Source organism: Halococcus saccharolyticus DSM 5350 (assembly GCF_000336915.1).
Taxonomy (GTDB): Archaea; Halobacteriota; Halobacteria; order Halobacteriales; family Halococcaceae; genus Halococcus; species Halococcus saccharolyticus.
The window spans coordinates 43,100-58,028 of the sequence record NZ_AOMD01000034.1 but is presented as its reverse complement, the minus strand read 5'-3'; the positions used below and the strand labels follow the sequence as shown (position 1 = coordinate 58,028).

The 14,929-nt window shown below is 65.8% G+C and carries 14 protein-coding genes and 1 tRNA gene; 9 read left to right on the top strand and 6 right to left on the bottom strand.

Features of this window, described 5'->3' with window-relative positions; translation table 11 throughout:
* Positions 1-17: 17 nt before the first annotated feature.
* Positions 18-1,994: a DUF460 domain-containing protein gene (locus C449_RS17035; RefSeq protein ID WP_006079294.1), complete on the bottom strand. Its 1,977-nt coding sequence runs from the start codon at positions 1,992-1,994 to the stop codon at positions 18-20.
* 120 nt (positions 1,995-2,114) lie between these two features.
* Here C449_RS17035 and C449_RS17030 point away from each other — a divergent pair, with 120 nt between their 5' ends.
* From C449_RS17030 to C449_RS17010, 5 genes are all read left to right on the top strand, one after another.
* The gene (locus tag C449_RS17030) at positions 2,115-2,393 is read left to right on the top strand and encodes a hypothetical protein (RefSeq protein ID WP_006079293.1); all 279 of its coding nucleotides are present in this window, start codon (positions 2,115-2,117) and stop codon (positions 2,391-2,393) included.
* Positions 2,394-2,497: 104 nt separating this feature from the next.
* Entirely contained in the window at positions 2,498-3,133 is a 636-nt protein-coding gene (locus C449_RS17025; RefSeq protein ID WP_006079292.1) for an adenylate kinase, read from the top strand.
* A 120-nt stretch (positions 3,134-3,253) separates the two neighbouring features.
* Positions 3,254-4,204, top strand: coding sequence for a DUF106 domain-containing protein (locus C449_RS17020; protein ID WP_006079291.1), 951 nt, complete (start codon positions 3,254-3,256; stop codon positions 4,202-4,204).
* A gap of 65 nt (positions 4,205-4,269) precedes the next feature.
* Positions 4,270-4,845, top strand: a complete 576-nt coding sequence (cmk, locus tag C449_RS17015; protein WP_006079290.1) for a (d)CMP kinase — start codon at positions 4,270-4,272, stop codon at positions 4,843-4,845.
* A complete protein-coding gene (locus C449_RS17010) occupies positions 4,845-5,723 on the top strand; it encodes an RNA-guided pseudouridylation complex pseudouridine synthase subunit Cbf5 (protein WP_006079289.1) in 879 nt (292 codons plus the stop codon). The genes cmk and C449_RS17010 overlap by 1 nt, the downstream gene beginning before the upstream one ends.
* Here C449_RS17010 and C449_RS17005 read toward each other — a convergent pair.
* Positions 5,720-6,643, bottom strand: a complete 924-nt coding sequence (locus C449_RS17005) for a mechanosensitive ion channel family protein (RefSeq protein WP_006079288.1) — start codon at positions 6,641-6,643, stop codon at positions 5,720-5,722. The two genes, C449_RS17010 and C449_RS17005, sit on opposite strands and share 4 nt — an antisense overlap.
* A 144-nt stretch (positions 6,644-6,787) precedes the next feature.
* Between C449_RS17005 and C449_RS17000 the strand changes: the two genes are divergently transcribed.
* Together C449_RS17000 and C449_RS16995 are read left to right on the top strand one after the other, a co-directional pair.
* Positions 6,788-6,860, top strand: a tRNA-Pro gene (locus tag C449_RS17000).
* Between the two features lie 386 nt (positions 6,861-7,246).
* Positions 7,247-9,289 carry a PGF-CTERM sorting domain-containing protein gene (locus C449_RS16995; RefSeq protein ID WP_006079287.1) on the top strand — a complete coding sequence of 681 codons (2,043 nt, stop codon included), beginning with the start codon at positions 7,247-7,249 and terminating at the stop codon, positions 9,287-9,289.
* 140 nt (positions 9,290-9,429) lie between these two features.
* Here the strand turns inward: C449_RS16995 and C449_RS16990 are convergent, their stop codons facing one another.
* The gene (locus tag C449_RS16990; RefSeq protein ID WP_006079286.1) at positions 9,430-10,422 is read right to left on the bottom strand and encodes a radical SAM protein; all 993 of its coding nucleotides are present in this window, start codon (positions 10,420-10,422) and stop codon (positions 9,430-9,432) included.
* Between the two features lie 133 nt (positions 10,423-10,555).
* Here C449_RS16990 and C449_RS16985 point away from each other — a divergent pair, with 133 nt between their 5' ends.
* Positions 10,556-11,641, top strand: a complete 1,086-nt coding sequence (locus C449_RS16985; protein WP_006079285.1) for a DUF373 family protein — start codon at positions 10,556-10,558, stop codon at positions 11,639-11,641.
* An 82-nt stretch (positions 11,642-11,723) separates the two neighbouring features.
* A complete protein-coding gene (locus tag C449_RS17970; RefSeq protein WP_152415764.1) occupies positions 11,724-12,218 on the top strand; it encodes a hypothetical protein in 495 nt (164 codons plus the stop codon).
* Between the two features lie 12 nt (positions 12,219-12,230).
* Here the strand turns inward: C449_RS17970 and C449_RS16980 are convergent, their stop codons facing one another.
* The 3 genes from C449_RS16980 to C449_RS16970 all read right to left on the bottom strand — a co-directional run bounded on the left by C449_RS16980 (position 12,231) and on the right by C449_RS16970 (position 14,894).
* The gene (locus C449_RS16980) at positions 12,231-13,073 is read right to left on the bottom strand and encodes a polyprenyl synthetase family protein (RefSeq protein WP_006079284.1); all 843 of its coding nucleotides are present in this window, start codon (positions 13,071-13,073) and stop codon (positions 12,231-12,233) included.
* A gap of 61 nt (positions 13,074-13,134) precedes the next feature.
* On the bottom strand, positions 13,135-14,103 hold the full coding sequence (locus tag C449_RS16975; RefSeq protein WP_006079283.1) for an electron transfer flavoprotein subunit alpha/FixB family protein: 969 nt from the start codon (positions 14,101-14,103) through the stop codon (positions 13,135-13,137).
* Positions 14,100-14,894: an electron transfer flavoprotein subunit beta/FixA family protein gene (locus C449_RS16970; RefSeq protein ID WP_006079282.1), complete on the bottom strand. Its 795-nt coding sequence runs from the start codon at positions 14,892-14,894 to the stop codon at positions 14,100-14,102. Before C449_RS16970 ends, C449_RS16975 begins: the two co-directional genes overlap by 4 nt.
* Between the last annotated feature and the right edge of the window lie 35 nt (positions 14,895-14,929).

Here is a 14,929-nt window from a genome sequence, read left to right as displayed (position 1 = left end):
GCGAACGCACCCGTTCGTCAGTCGCTCTCGCTGCGGTCCGCCCGATGTTCGCTGATGACCTGATCGACCATCGATTCGTTCTGGTCCTTGCGCCACGCGACAGCGCGCTCTCGCCACCCCTCGATGGCGGCCTCGACCGTCCCCTCGCGCGCGACCGCGAGATCGTCGACCTCCTCGATCGGCACCTCGTCGGCGGGCGCGACCGGGATCTCGTGTTCGAACAGCAGCTCCCGAGCGACCTCCGAAAGCCCACCGTCCTTGAGGACGACGCGGGGCTCGCGCTCAACCAGCGTTTCGGCGGTCGAGCGGCCGGCACCCGACGCGTCGCGGAGGTAGACCACGTCGCCTGCCGCGAGGCCGTAGCGCTCGTCGGCTTCCCGGAGCGCACTCTTGGTGAACTTCGCGACCGGCTTCACAGGGACGAGGCCCTGTTTCGCCTCGGCCACGTCGGCGAAGTTCGAGTGATCCAGCCGCCAAAGCTCCTTCAGCCGATCGAGTTTTTCGGTGAGTTCCTCGTTCGCCTCGCGTTGTTCGTCGAGTTCGCGTTCGAGGCGCTCGTTCTCGCGTTCGAGCCGGTTGACCTCGCGGCGCTCCCGCGCTTCGCGGCGCTCCTCGCGCCTCGCGTCGGTGAGTTCGCGCTCGTACTCCGCGATCTCCTCGTCTTTTGCTTCGATCGTCGTCTCGAGGTCGTCGACGTGTGAATCGAGGCGCTCGACCCGTGTTTCGAGGTCCTTGATCCGCTGCTCCTCGGGCGTGAGTTCGCGTGGTTCGTGCTCGTCCTCGTCGTCGTCGGCCTCGTCGTCGCCCGCGAGATCCGCGAGAACGGTCTCGACCGACTCTTCGCCCGCGACCACGCGAGCGATCACTTCGCCGGTCTCGATCCGTGGGGGCACCTTCCGGCCGACGCGCTCGAAGGTGTCCTCGTACTCGTCGAACGCGTGGAGGGCGGCGGCGAGCGCGTCGCGCTCGTGGTCGTTGTCGTATCCTTCCTCGCGAGTCCGGTGTTGTTTCTCGTCCACGGCCAGATCGCGCTCGGGCACCCAGCCCGCCGCCGAGAAGCTCCGGCGGATCTTTTCGACTGTGGAGGGCATCGGCTCGACGTCGGCCGCCACCACGACCGGCCGACCGCGCTCGACGATCCACTCGATCACCGCGGCGGTGTCGGCGGTCCTCGTGCTCAGCACGTCCAGCACCGCGCCGTCGAGCCCGACGATCGCCACCGCGGTCGTCGTGCCTGGATCGATCCCCACGAGCACGTGATCCCGGCGCTTCGCGAGCGGGCGGAACTCGATCCCGTCCCGCCGGACGCGCTCGATCTCGGTTCTGGTGTCGCCCGAGCGCCTGGCCGACACCGGAATGTCCGACGGCCGCGCCTCGACAGTAAAGACCGCGTTGGCGTACCCGCCGTACTTCTCGGTCTCGTCCATCTCGTAGTCGAGGCCCGCCTCCCGCAGCTCGGTGTCGACCTCGCGAGCGCGACGCTTGACCGACCCGTGGATCCGCCTGGTGTAGCGATCCTCCGACCACCCGCCGCTGCCGGTCGAACGGCCACGCGAGACCTTCACCTCGGTAGTGTCGGTGAACGCCGAAACCTCGTATCCGACGTTCGCGGCCGCGAGCCGTGCGGCGGCTTCTGCCTCCTTCATCGGCTTCTTGCCATATGGAACTCCGTGGCGGCTCGCCACCCGCGAGAGGGGTTCGGGCTGCTCGTCGCCGGTGACCTGGACGAGCCTGGTTTCGTCCGGCAGACTGCCCAGCAGTCGGACGAGAGCGTCCTTGTCGGCGGCGAGTTCGTAGACGTTGTCGGTGGCGACGATCGCGGGCTCCTCGCGGTCGATCAGCCGCCGGAGCTTTCGGTGCGAGACGACGTCACGATCGAGGTTCTCGCCATCGAACGCAACAACGGCGTAGGAGGGTGCGTCACCGCGGACGTCCCCGCTCTGGACGTCGACCCCGAACACCACCGCATCGAGCGCGCTGATGCGACTGCTCACGCGCTCGCGTAGGGGATCTGCCGGCATAAATCCACGGCGGAGTTCGGACGGTGGGGATCGAACGATGAATGACGTGACGGACAGAGGAACATTTTAGTCACCAGACACACGAGCCATCCCATGGCCCTGCTTTCCCTCCTCGCTCCGATCGGGGCGCTGGCAAACGCGGCCATCGCGGCCCTAGTAGTGGGTTTCGTGATCGTCCTCGGCTACCGGCGGGTCACGAGAACCGCCGACGCCGACACGGCGGAACGACCGGCCGAGTCGACCGAGGGGCCGCCGCTCGAATCGTGGCGACACGTCTACGACGTCGACAAGGCGGCGGCCGACCGCGAGATAACCGCTGTCCAAGAGCAGGCGGCAGACCTCGCCGAGGCCGACGAGGAAGCGCGTCGGTAACACTCCAACCTCAGTAGGCGAACGCGGCGGCGAACGTCACCGAGCCGACAGGGCGTCTCGACGCGTATCTGCAAACCTTTTACTGTCGCCTGCGAAGCGCGCCCATGAGCCAGCAACCGAACGTCCTGCTGCTCGGACCACCCGGTGCAGGGAAGGGCACCCAGAGCGCGAACGTCGCAGAGGAGTACGACATCCCTCACGTCACGACCGGCGACGCGCTCCGGGCGAACAAGGACATGGAGACCGAACACGGCACCCCCCGATCGTTCATGGAGGCGGGCGAACTCGTCCCCGACCCCGTGGTGAACGAGATCGTCGCCGAGGCACTTGGTAACGCTGAGGGCTACGTGCTCGACGGCTACCCCCGGAACGAAGACCAGGTCGAGTATCTCGCGGATATCACGACTCTCGACGCCGTCTGTCTGCTCTCGGTGAGCGAGTCCGAGCTGGTCGATCGGCTGACCGGCCGACGGGTGTGTGACGAGTGCGGCGCGAACTACCACGTCGAGTTCGACCAACCCGAGGAGGAGGGCGTCTGTGACGAATGCGGCGGCGAGCTGATCCAGCGCGACGACGACACCGAGGACACTGTGCGCGAGCGCCTCCGGGTCTATCACGAGACCACCGAGCCGGTGATCGAGCACTACCGTGAGGCGGGCGCGCTCAAAGAGATCGACGGCGAGCAGTCACCCGACGCGGTGTGGGACGACCTCCGAACGACGATCGACGAGGCGATCTGACGCCCCGACGCATCGCCGTCGCCGACCGTCCTGCGGGGCAGCACGTGCGCTGCTTCGAGACGGGTCGCTGGGGCGGACGAACTAAAAGGTTGATTAGCGTCCACGCCGAAAGGGCTTGCAATGGCGCGGACAGCCGACAAAGTGCGTTCGCTGATCGCCGAGGACAGCGCGTTCGAGGACGCGCTCTCGGTCGTGCTCTCGCGGGCCGGCCACGCATCCCCCGACGAGGCCACTCCCGACGGCGGTACCCAACCACACACCGTGACGTGGGGCGACGTCAGCGACGAACTCACGAGCGGCCAGTGGGGCCGACTCATCGAAGTCGGCATCCTGACCGACGCCGACGGCAGCGGGTTCGCAGTGAACGACCCCGACGGAGTGCGCGAGGCACTCAGCGACGACGCGGTCGAAGCGAGCGATGACGACGACGAGGAGTCGAGCTGGACCACCTACGACAAGCTCGCGGGTCTGGGCGCGCTCGCACTCTTTCCCGCCTACTGGTTCGCCCCGATCCGGAACGCGGTCGGCGGCGCGGTCGACCTCTTCCTCGGACCGCTCGACGCCATTCTCCCGTTCTACGCCGTCGTGATCGTACTCTCGGTGCTCACGGGACTCTACTCGACGCTGTTGCAGGCAAACCTGATGAACACCGAGAAGATGAGCGCCGTCCAGGAGAAGATGAGCAACATTCAGGAGCGTCGAAAGGAAGCGAAAGAACGGGGCGACGACGCCGCCCTCGAACGCATCCAGGAGGAGCAGATGGACGCGATGAGCGATCAGCTCGGGATGTTCAAAGAGCAGTTCCGCCCGATGGTGTGGATCATGCTGCTCACCATCCCGGCGTTCGTCTGGATGTACTGGATGATCGGCTTCCGGGGCGGTGCGGGACACATCGCACCCGCCGAGTCGTCGCTCATCCTCCCGATCTTCGGCGAGCTGGAGTGGGCAGGATCGGCGGGGAAGATCGCCGGTATCGCGCCGGTCTGGCTGGTCTGGTACTTCCTCTGCTCAACGGCGTTCCGGATGATCATCCAGAAGTCGCTCAACATCCGGACCACGCCCGGCTCGTAGACGTTTCGCAAGGACGGCGAGCGAGAGACACAACCGATTTGTACCGCGCCGGACCCAGAAGAGACATGTTTGTCACCCTGTCGGGGCCGGCTGGCGGCGGCACGTCGACGACCGCCGCTGACCTCGCCGAGGCACTCGGCTACGAACACATCAGCGGCGGCGACATCTTTCGGTCCGTGGCCGACGAGCGTGGGCTCACGCCGCTAGAACTCAACCGGCTCGCCGAGGACGACGACGAGATCGACCGCGCGCTCGACCGCCGCCAGCGCGAGATCGCCACAGAGCGCGACGACGTAGTGCTCGAATCCCGGCTCGCGGGGTGGATGGCGGGCGAGCACGCCGACCTCCGGCTCTGGCTCGACGCACCCCTGGCGGTCCGAGCCGAGCGGATCGCCGATCGCGAGGACAAACCCGTCGATCTCGCGCGCGAGGAGACCGAGGCCCGCGCACAGAGCGAGGCGCGGCGGTACCGCGAGTACTACGCCATCGACATCGAGGACCGATCGATCTACGATCTCGCGGTGAACACCGCACGATGGGACCCCGAGACCGTCGTCGACCTCGCTCGCGAGGCGTGTGAGCGCTACGACCCCGCGACCGACGAGGGTGGAGTCGTCGTCGACGCCGACTACGATCGCTGATGCGCGGCCCGCCAGGCGAGCGTCCGCCGACCGATCGCCTCGACTTCGGCGTCGTGAACCTCGACAAACCGCCCGGCCCCTCCGCCCATCAGGTCACGGGCTGGGTCCGCGATCTCGTCGGGGTCGACCGCGCGGCCCACGCCGGGACGCTCGACCCGAAAGTCACGGGCTGTCTCCCGATCCTGCTCGGCGACGCTACCCGACTCGCCCAGGTCTTCCTCGAAGGGGCGAAGGAGTACGTGGCGGTCCTCGAACTCCACGGACCGACCCCCGACGATCTCGATGCCGTGCTCGCAGCGTTCGAGGGACCGATCCAGCAGAAACCACCGAAGAAGAGTGCGGTCACCCGCCGACTACGCGTCCGAACGATCCACGCACTCGACCCGCTCGATGTCGAGGAACGTCGCGTCCTGCTCCGGATCCGGTGTGAGAGCGGAACCTACGTCAGGAAGCTGTGTCACGATCTCGGGCTCGCGCTCGGTACCGGTGCGCATATGGGCGACCTTCGGCGAGTGGGAACGACACCGTTCGACGACACGGATCTCGTGAGCCTCCACGACCTCACGGACGCGCTCGCGTTCGCCGAGGACGATGATACCGAACTGCTCGCGGCTGCCGTCCAGCCAGCCGAGCGCGCGCTCGCCCACCTCCCACGGGTGACGGTCGCACCGAGCGCCGCCCGCGAGGTCGCCGAGGGTGCGCCGGTGTACGCGCCCGGCGTGCTCTCAATCGATGGCGCGTCGGGGACGAACGCCGACGAATCGCCGCTAGTGGCGTGTTACACCCCGAATGGGGCTGCGGTCTGTCTCGGGCGGCTCGTGGGAACGGCCGATGCGGAGAGCGGGACGGTCGTCGACCTCGAACGCGTCCTGGTTTAATCGTCCGCAGGTGCGAGGTCGGCTTCACTGAGGTTCTCGACGTCGATTCCGCCCGTGAGTTCGGTGTAGGGGTACGGCATGTCGATCCCTTCGGCGTCGAAACGTTCCTTGACCGACTGGACCCACGCAGAGAGCGCTTTGACGTACTTCCCCCGTGATGGGTCGGCGATGTGTGCGCGGGCGGTGAGACCGACGTACGAGTCGGCGAGTTCGGTCAGGATCACGTCGGGCTCAGGCTCGCCTTTGAGCCGGTCGACGGTCGCCGCCTCCTCGACGATGATCTCTTTGGCCTGCTCGATGTCGTCCTCGTAGCCGATTCCGAACGTGAACGGGACCCGGAGCTGATCGTCGGCGACGGGGTTGGTGACGGCGTTGTCCGCGAGTTCCGAATTGGGAACCGTGATGAGCTCGTTGTCGAACGTCTTGAGCTTCGTCACCCGGAGGCCGATCTCCTGCACGACGCCGGATTTGGTTCCGTCGCCGGAGGGCCACTCGATCCAGTCGCCGATGCCGAACGGATCGTCCTTCAGAATGAAGATTCCGGCGGCGAAGTTCGCGAGCAGGTCCTGGGCGGCGAATCCGAGCGCGAGCGAGAGCGCGCCGAGCAGGGTCGCAAACGCCGCGAGCACGGTCCCGAAGCCAGCCATCGTCGCGGCGAGCGAGAGCGCGGCGAACAGCGCGAGCGCACGGGCGATGGTGCCGCCAAGTCCCACTACCTTCGGGTCGAATCCTCGGGCGCTGAGAGCACCCTTCACGAGGCGGACGAGCACGAATCGCCCGATGACGTAGATGGCGACGAACGCGACGACGAACAGCACGACCGTCGCGGCGACGTCGATCAACGCCGTTCCGTACTGGTCGATGATCCCCTCTGGACTTGTCGGAATTCCCTGTCCTTGCTGGAGCAGTAGCGAACGCATCGAATGACGTGATACGCGTACGCGTCATGAATGCATCGCCTGTTCGTTCGGTTCGACGCCCTTTACCGCCCAGTCGCCGGCCGTCGGTGTTCCGCGTGGGCGAAACGAAGGGCTTAATCCCGGAGGTGGCGTGGTTCGGGACGCGGGACCGTGGGGTAGCTTGGTATCCTCGGCGCATGGGGTGCGTCGGACTCGTGTTCGAATCACGACGGTCCCACTCCACCGTTTTTATCTCCCTTCCAGCCGGTAGGCCACCACACCCCACTCACGTGGTGGACACTCGTGGTACAGCCACCCTTCTCCTAGTGGACTGTTTCCGTGGCACAGTCGAAGTGATGGACAACCCAGACCCCGATTCGTTGCCCGTTATCGCCCGCCGGCAGCACGACGCACAGACGGTTGTCGATACGATCGATCTTCGGACCGGCCGTGTCGGTGCTTCGATTAGCCGTGATCCGAGTCCGAAGAAACGGGGCGCATGGAAATGTTTATTGGGAACTAGTATGAGATTCATTGCATGAACCGAACTGCGAGTGATACGGTGTCGATTTCGACGGACAGCGCCCGATCGGATACGGCTGCGCTCGCCCGTGGGAGCGGGCGATGACAGCGCGTTCCCGATCGGCGGCAGTCCTCGTCACGGTTCTGGTCGTGCTGAGCACCGTCGTCGCCGGTGGGGGAATCGTCGGCGCACAGAGCGATGCAGGCGGCACGAACGGGACGAACGCCACGGCCGAGACGGGTGTCGATCTCCCACCGGCCGACGACGTCTACGTCGAGGACAACGGTGACGCCGTCCTCGCCTACGAGGAGGCGGCGAACGGCACGCAAGCGAACTACGGCCTGAACGTCAGTGAGGAGCTGTTCCACGCGCTCGTCGCGAGCGATATCGAGGGCTCGGACGATCTCGCCGCCAACGTCACGGCGGTCATGACCGGCGAGAACGTCACCGGCAACGGGACGCTGGGAATGGCTCGGCCCGAGACGCTCTCGAACCTCTCGGTGAACGCCACCGGCGTGCGGACCGACGAGAACGCGCGGTCGGACGTCTCCGCCGCGGCGACCGTCACCGGTGAGAACGTCGCCCGGTCAGTGCCCATCGAGCGTGCGGGGATCACCGGCGACGTCACGACCACGGGCTCGACGTTCGACGCCGATCTCTCGGCGAACGCTCAGCTGACCCAGCCGCTGGGGCAGCCCCAACACCAGTCCTACCAGATCACCGAGGGCAACGGCACGTACACGCTGAACGTTTCCCAGGAGCGGCCGGTTCTCGGGGCCACCGCGTCACAGTGGGAAACCCGCGAGCAGGCCAAGCGAACGCTGGAGTCGCAGTACGTCGCGCTCGCCGAGTCGATGAACGGTTCGGCCGATCTCACGATCGACTCGTACTCGTTTACTCAGAGTGAGTCGGGCCGGTCGCAGCTCGACATCGATTACTCGGTCACTTACCAAGGGATCGAACGTGCCGTCGCCGACCAGCTGGTGTCGTCGCTGACGTCGGCCGAAGACGTCGATCTCAACCGCTCGGAGACCCGCAACGTCTCCCAGCGCCTCCGAAATCTCACGGTGAACGAGCTCTCGGTCCGGTACGACCAGCGGCAGGGGTCGATCGAGGCCGGAATGAGCGCCGACCTCGATAACTACGACGGAGCCGTGCTCGCGGCGCTCGATGTCGCGGAAGCGACCGACATGCAAGCGCTCAACGCGGGCACCATGGCAGGGATGAACACGGCTGGCGTCGGGTCGATGCCCGCGAGCACGGAAACGACGCCGGCAGCCACGTCGAATGTGACACCCTCCAACGCCGCAGCCACGAACGCCGCAGCCACGAGCGCGGCGTCGTTCAACCAGAGCCTCGAACGCTTCCGCAAGCAGTTCGAGGCCCAGCAGGCCGCGAACCTCACGCGGACGAGCACGTTCACCGCGAACGTCACGAAGAACTCCCCGCAGGCACTCAGCGTCGACCTCGACTCACAGTCCCGGACCAAGAACTGGGGAGCGTACGTCGACGAACTGGAAGACCGCGATATCGATACCAGTGATCTCGAATACGAGCTCCACGCCGCCACCGAGGGCGAGCGTGTCAACGTGACCGCCGCAGTCTCGGTCTCGGGCGAGAACCTCCTCAAGCAGGCGACGAACCAGATGCTCAACAGCAGCACCGGCCCGCAGGCGGGCCAGACTCGTGAGTACGTCACGGCGTTCCGCGAGGCGGGCTTCCGGAAGGCCCAGATGGATGTCTCGGTCGAGGATGGCCGGATGCAGCTGGAGACCGGTGCGGCCTTCGAGAACATGACGGCGCTTCGCGACGCGTTCGTCACCATGGAAGGCGGACAGAACGTCCAGAGCGTCGTCGGCCGCACCGACAACGGAACGACGACCTCCTACGTCCGGGTCGAGGGCGCTGTCTCCGAGAACGCCTCGGAGTCACAGGTTCGCGAACTCGGGTACGTGGGTGAGGACACGTCGGTCCACCTGCCGAACACGTGGAACCGGACGATGCCGTCGGCGAACACCAGCCAGGCCAACGAGTATCTCGGGCTGACGGGCGCGACCTCCGGACTGACCGGCCCCGGCTTCGGGGTCGTCGTTGCGGTGATCGCGCTGCTGGCCGCCGCGCTCGTCGCTGTCAGACGGCGGTAAACCGCACCACCACCATTTTACTTCGTCCCCGTTCGCTCGCTGCGCTCGCTCAGAGTCCTTGCAAAAACCTGGATTGAAAACACCCGCTCGTTCCCAGTGGTTACTCGCGGTGAAACGCCGCGCTTCGCGCGTCGTCTGCTCTACGCTAAGGGCGTCCGTTCGACTACCGTGCCGTCGGCAGTCGGGTACTGCTCGACGATCTCGCCTTTCCCGATGTCTCCCTCGTCGACCATCTCCTCGGCGAGCCACCACGCGAGCTCGACGTGGTCGGTCTTCTCGGTGTAGAACTCCTCGGGAACGCCGAGTTCGGCGAGGCGCGTAACGGGCTCCCAGATCTTGCCGTAGACGAGGGTACCGTCGTCGGTCACGTCGTCGAACTCTCGCCCGACGATTCTCGCCATCCGCTTCAGTCGATTGCGGTGCTGGGCGGCGTCCTTGAACACGCTGGTGCAGTAGTAGACCTTCTCGTGGTCGCCCATCGCGTCGAGCACGTCGTGGCTCCCCTCGACCGCGCTCATGTGGCCCTCTCGGAGTTCGAAGCCCGCCTCCTGCATCCGCTCGGCGTTGCCGTCGGACATCTCGAACTCGTTGATATTACAAAAGTCCGCCGCACCCTCGTCGAGAAAGTCGAGGAACTCGGTTTCGGCTCGGATGCCGGGAATCTCGAACGCCGGCGTCAGCCCTTCCTCGCGTGCGATGTAGAGGATGTCCTCCCACTCCGTGCCGTGCATGTCGCCCCACAGTTCGTAGGGTGGGTGAAAGCGGATCTCGTCGAGGCCCGCTTCCGAGAGCCGGCGCATGTTCTCGCGCCCGCCCGTGATTCCGGTGTAGAGGTGGGTGTGGTGGTCCTCGCCGAACTCGTCCTTCAGCAGCGAGAGGTAGCGACAGGTCCGATCGAGCGCTTCCTGAGGCTCGCCGCCGGTGATCGAGGTTCCGAGGGCGTCCATCCGATGGGCCTCCTCGATCACGTCCGAGTCGTCCTCGACCTGACGCTCGTTGGCGTAGACGTCAGTGACGTTCTTGCGGTTCTCGCCGAGCGGACAGTAAAAGCAGTCACGCTGATCGCAGTAGCCGTAGACGAACAGCACCATCTTCCCGCCTTTGGCGCACTGTTCACAGCCCTTCGAGATCATTCGTTGGGCGTTCTCGGAGACCGACGCTCAAAAGCCGCACGACTCCGTTCGGCGTAGTGGCGATCACTGACTCTCCACCATCCGAACCGTTCGCACGGAAAGCAGTTAACCCCGGATCGCGTACGGCCAGGCGATGCTGCTCGTGCTGTGTGTCGACCTCGACGACGATCTCGGCCGGAAGGCCGGCGTCGAGACGCCCGTTGTCGGGCGAGATGCGGTCGAGCGGGCGGCGGTCGCGCTCGCCACCGCGGACCCGGAGGACTCGGACTCCAATGTGTTGTTCGAGGGCCTCCACATCCACGACGACATCACCGACGAGCGGATCGAGGTCGCGGCGGTCACGGGTGTCGAGAGCGGTGGCGTCGCCGCCAACCGGCGCGTCGGCGAGGAGGTCGACACGATCCTCGCGGGGCTCGTCACCGGCGAGGACGTCCGCGCGCTGGTGGTCACCGACGGCGCGCAGGACGAGTCGGTGCTGCCAGTGATCCGGTCGCGGCTGCCGGTCGACGGGGTGCGCCGGGTGGTCGTCCGCCAGGCCCAGAACCTGGAGTCGATCTACTACACGATGAAGCAGGTGCTCGACGATCCCGAAACGCGGGGAACGATCCTCGTGCCGCTCGGTATTCTCCTGTTGATCTACCCGCTCGTGGAACTCGCCGGCCGGCTGGGGGTGCCGGGGACGGCGGTGATCGGCGTCATCTCGGCGCTGCTCGGACTGTACGTCCTCTTTCGCGGTCTCGGACTCGAACGCGCGGTCGACGAGTCGGTCGCGCGCGCACGAAGCGGGCTGTACGCTGGCCGGGTCATGCTCATCACGTCGGTGGTGGCGCTCGCGCTGTTCGTCATCGGCGGCGTCAGCGGTGTCCGAACGCTCGACGCCGCCCAAGCGGGAGCGGGAGCGCTGACGCCGGTCGACACCGCCGCGGCGTTCGTCGTCGGTGCGGTGCCGTGGATCGCCGCGGCGGGAGTCACCAGCAGCGTTGGCCGGATCACCGACACCTATCTCGCCGAGCGGTTCCGGTGGCGCTACCTCAACGCACCCTTCTACGTGCTCGCGATCGCGGCCGTCCTCCACGGCGTCGGTGCGTACCTCCTCGGCGATGTCGGACTCTCGTACATGGCGGTCGCGCTCACCGCCGGAACGCTGCTCGGCCTCGTGAGCACGCTCGCCTTCGCTATCGCCGAGTCGCGCTCGCCGAGCGTACCCGAGCCAGCATAGTCTTCCACTCGTCGAAGGAGCACAATTTCACCCCCAACCATTTCCCAGAAGACAATTAAAACGACCGCAAGGATCGGTTGTCATGACTGCACTGCTCTTACAAGCTACCGGAGAATTGAGTCCGGTCCTCGCTGCTGGTTTTGGTGCTTTGATTGGCTCAGCTGGCTCGTTCCTAGTCAGATACTATCTTGATTATCGACAGAAGCAGAATCAGCAAGAGAAATTAAGGAGAGCATTAATATCCGAAATTAACGAAACAGCTAGTAGGATTGAATACTGGAGAGATGCCTCTGCAGCGTTTGCTTTCGTTCCTGAACACGATTTCCTTCCACGGACGGTATTCGATTCAACTGCTGCCGACATTGGGATCCTCACGGCAAAAGAAGTTGAGTGCGTCGTTGAATTCTATTCTTCAGTATCCGTTCTTGCCGAAGCAATGCCACACGCTGCAGCAAGACACGAGGAGATTGATACACGGTCGGAACAGAGCGAACTTCTCTCTGATCTCTACGAAGAATTAGGAGAGGTTCAAGATCGAGGGAATGAGGCGGTTGACCGCTTGCAAGCGAATTTGTGATCTCACGGCAAATTATCGCTCGCGGACGACCACGAACTCCGCGAGATCGCGGAGGTACTCCTCGGCCTGTTCATCGGCGATCGAAACCGAGTCGAGCGCCGCGAGCGCGTCGTCGGCGGTTCGACGTGCGAGGTCGTTCGCTTCCTCCGGCGCAAGATCGGTGACTTCGACGAGCGAGGGGCGGTCCATCTCGCTGTCCTGACCCGTCGGCTTGCCGAGATCGTCGGCGTCGGCAGTCGCATCGAGCACGTCGTCGCGAATCTGAAAGGCGACCCCGACACCTTCGGCGTAGTCGCCGAACGCTGCCACCGTGGCGTCGTCGGCGTCGGCCGCGACCGCGCCCAACTGGGCCGCCGCACGAAAGAGCGCCCCTGTCTTCCGGCGGGCGAGCTCCATGTACTCCGTCTGGGTGGTGGGCTGAGCGACGAGTTCGGTCGCTTCACCCTCGCCGAGTTCGACCATCGCCTCGCTCACGACCTCCATCGCACGCTCGTCGGTCGCAAAGAGCGCGAACGCCTCGCCGAGCAGCCCATCCGAGGCGATCAGCGCCGAGCCGTGGCCGAAGGCCGCCCACGCGCTATCGGTCCCCCGGCGGACGTCCGACTCGTCGATGATGTCGTCGACCACGAGCGAGGCGTTGTGCACCAGCTCGATCCCGACCGCGAAATCGACCGCGTCCTCACCCTCCCCGCCGGCAGCCTCACAGGCTAAAACTGTGACTGTTGGCCGGACGCGCTTGCCGCCAGAGAGCGCGACGTGTTCGAGCTGGGCGGCGAGATCGTCGGGCTCGGACGCCTCGCAGACGGCTTCGAGGCGCTCCTCGACCATCGCCCGCCGGCGTTCGAGATACTCCATTGTCCGCTCTTTAGACCCGGCGTGAAAGTACGTGACGATCGGCGGTAACCAGAACGAATCGTCAGATTTCGGGCGGTTCGCCGCCGAACGCCTCGATCAGCGCCGGCACCACGTCGAAGAGGTCGTCGACGATCCCGTAGTCCGCGAGGTCGTAGATCGGCGCGTTCGGGTCGGTGTTGATCGCGACGATCGTCTCGGCTCCCTTCATCCCAGCGACGTGCTGGACGGCACCCGAAATCCCGATTGCAATGTACACGTCGGGCGTAACGACCTTCCCCGACTGGCCGACCTGGCGATTCTTCGGGAGCCAGCCGTTGTCGACGATCGGCCGCGAGGAAGAGAGCGTCGCGTCGAGGGTATCCGCCAGCGCCTCGACCAGCGCGATGTTCTCCTCCTCTTCGATCCCGCGGCCCACCGACACCAGCACGTCGGCCTCGCTGATGTCGACGTCGCCGCCGCCGACCTCCTGGAATCCGGTTACCGTCGAGCGCACCGCCGACTCGTCGATCTCGGCGTCGAACGCTCGGATTTCGGCTCCGTTGGTGCCCTCGGCGGGCGGCCACTCGCCGGGCCGAACCGTCACCGCCGCGCGGTCGGCGTCGACTTCGACTACTGTTTCCACCTTCGAGCCGTACTTCTCGCGGGTCACCGAGAGGACGCCGTCGCGCTCGATGTCGATCGCGTCGGTCACGAGCGGCAGCGAGAGACGGTTGGCGACCGCAGGAGCGTAATCTAGCCCGTTGACCGAGTTCGGCATGAGCAGCGTGTCGGGCTCGACCTCGTCGTAGAGCGCGGTGACCGCCTGGACATAGACGTCGTGGTTGAACTCCTCGCCCTCGTCGACCGTGTGGACGACGTCGACACCCTCGCGGTCGAGCCGGTCGGCGAACTCCGCTACTTCGCCGCCGATCACGGCGAGGTGGAGGTCGCCGTCCGTGGCGTCGGCGAGCTCGCGGCCCACGGTAGCAAGCTCGAAGCTCACGTCGCGCAGCTCGCCGCGGCGGTGTTCGGCGATGGCGAGGACCGTCATCCCTCGACCACCCCCTTGTCGCGGAGCAGTTCAGCCAACTGGTCGGCTTCCTCGTCGGGGCTGCCCTCGAACACCGTCGCGTCGCTCTCGGTTTCTGGCTCGTAGAGCTGGGTGAGCGTGATCGGACTCTCAGTCACCGACGCATCGAGGCCGATGTCCGCGAGGTCCTTTGGAGCGATCTCCTTCGATTGGGCCTGGCGGATCCCGCGGAGGCTCGCATACCGGGGCTCGTTGATCCCGGTCTGGATGGTGAGGACGGCGGGGAGTTCCACGTCGGTGAGCTCCTCGACGCCGCCTTCGAGTTCGCGGTGGACCGAGGCGACGCTTCCCCCAGGATCGAGATCGAGATCGTTGACGACCGCAGCCCACTCGAAGCCGATCTCGTCGGCGAGCGAGACGCCGGTGGCCCCGAAGGCGTCGTCGTTCGACTGGACGCCCGCGAGCACGAGGTCGGGGTCTTCGTCCTCGGCGACCGCCGCGAGGATATCGGCCTTGGTTTCGACGCCAAGCTGTCCTTCCCCTTCGAGCGCGTCGTCCCAGACCCGGATCGCGCGGTCGACACCTTTCGCGAGCCCCATCCGGATGGTCTCCTCGCTCCGTTCGGGGCCGATCGTGACCGAGACGACCTCGACGTCCTCACCCGCCTCCTGGAGCTGGACGCCCGCCTCGATGGCGTAGTCGTCCCACTCGTTGAGATCGTAGTCGAGGTACTGCTCGGCGACCGCGAGACCGTCGATCTCGAAGTCGTCCTCGACCTCGGCCACCTCGGTTACCGCGATGAGGATCTTCATCGGACGGGAGTCGCCGCCCGCGAATGTTAACGGTT

Excerpts from the sequence above, each read along its gene's own strand:
- C449_RS17030 (WP_006079293.1), top strand. The coding sequence starts at position 2,115 with ATGGCCCTGCTTTCCCTCCTCGCTCCGATCGGGGCGCTGGCAAACGCG.
- C449_RS17025 (WP_006079292.1), top strand. The coding sequence starts at position 2,498 with ATGAGCCAGCAACCGAACGTCCTGCTGCTCGGACCACCCGGTGCAGGG.
- C449_RS17020 (WP_006079291.1), top strand. The coding sequence starts at position 3,254 with ATGGCGCGGACAGCCGACAAAGTGCGTTCGCTGATCGCCGAGGACAGC.
- cmk (WP_006079290.1), top strand. The coding sequence starts at position 4,270 with ATGTTTGTCACCCTGTCGGGGCCGGCTGGCGGCGGCACGTCGACGACC.
- C449_RS17010 (WP_006079289.1), top strand. The coding sequence starts at position 4,845 with ATGCGCGGCCCGCCAGGCGAGCGTCCGCCGACCGATCGCCTCGACTTC.
- C449_RS17005 (WP_006079288.1), bottom strand. The coding sequence starts at position 6,643 with ATGCGTTCGCTACTGCTCCAGCAAGGACAGGGAATTCCGACAAGTCCA.
- C449_RS16995 (WP_006079287.1), top strand. The coding sequence starts at position 7,247 with ATGACAGCGCGTTCCCGATCGGCGGCAGTCCTCGTCACGGTTCTGGTC.
- C449_RS16990 (WP_006079286.1), bottom strand. The coding sequence starts at position 10,422 with ATGATCTCGAAGGGCTGTGAACAGTGCGCCAAAGGCGGGAAGATGGTG.
- C449_RS16985 (WP_006079285.1), top strand. The coding sequence starts at position 10,556 with ATGCTGCTCGTGCTGTGTGTCGACCTCGACGACGATCTCGGCCGGAAG.
- C449_RS17970 (WP_152415764.1), top strand. The coding sequence starts at position 11,724 with ATGACTGCACTGCTCTTACAAGCTACCGGAGAATTGAGTCCGGTCCTC.
- C449_RS16980 (WP_006079284.1), bottom strand. The coding sequence starts at position 13,073 with ATGGAGTATCTCGAACGCCGGCGGGCGATGGTCGAGGAGCGCCTCGAA.
- C449_RS16975 (WP_006079283.1), bottom strand. The coding sequence starts at position 14,103 with ATGACGGTCCTCGCCATCGCCGAACACCGCCGCGGCGAGCTGCGCGAC.
- C449_RS16970 (WP_006079282.1), bottom strand. The coding sequence starts at position 14,894 with ATGAAGATCCTCATCGCGGTAACCGAGGTGGCCGAGGTCGAGGACGAC.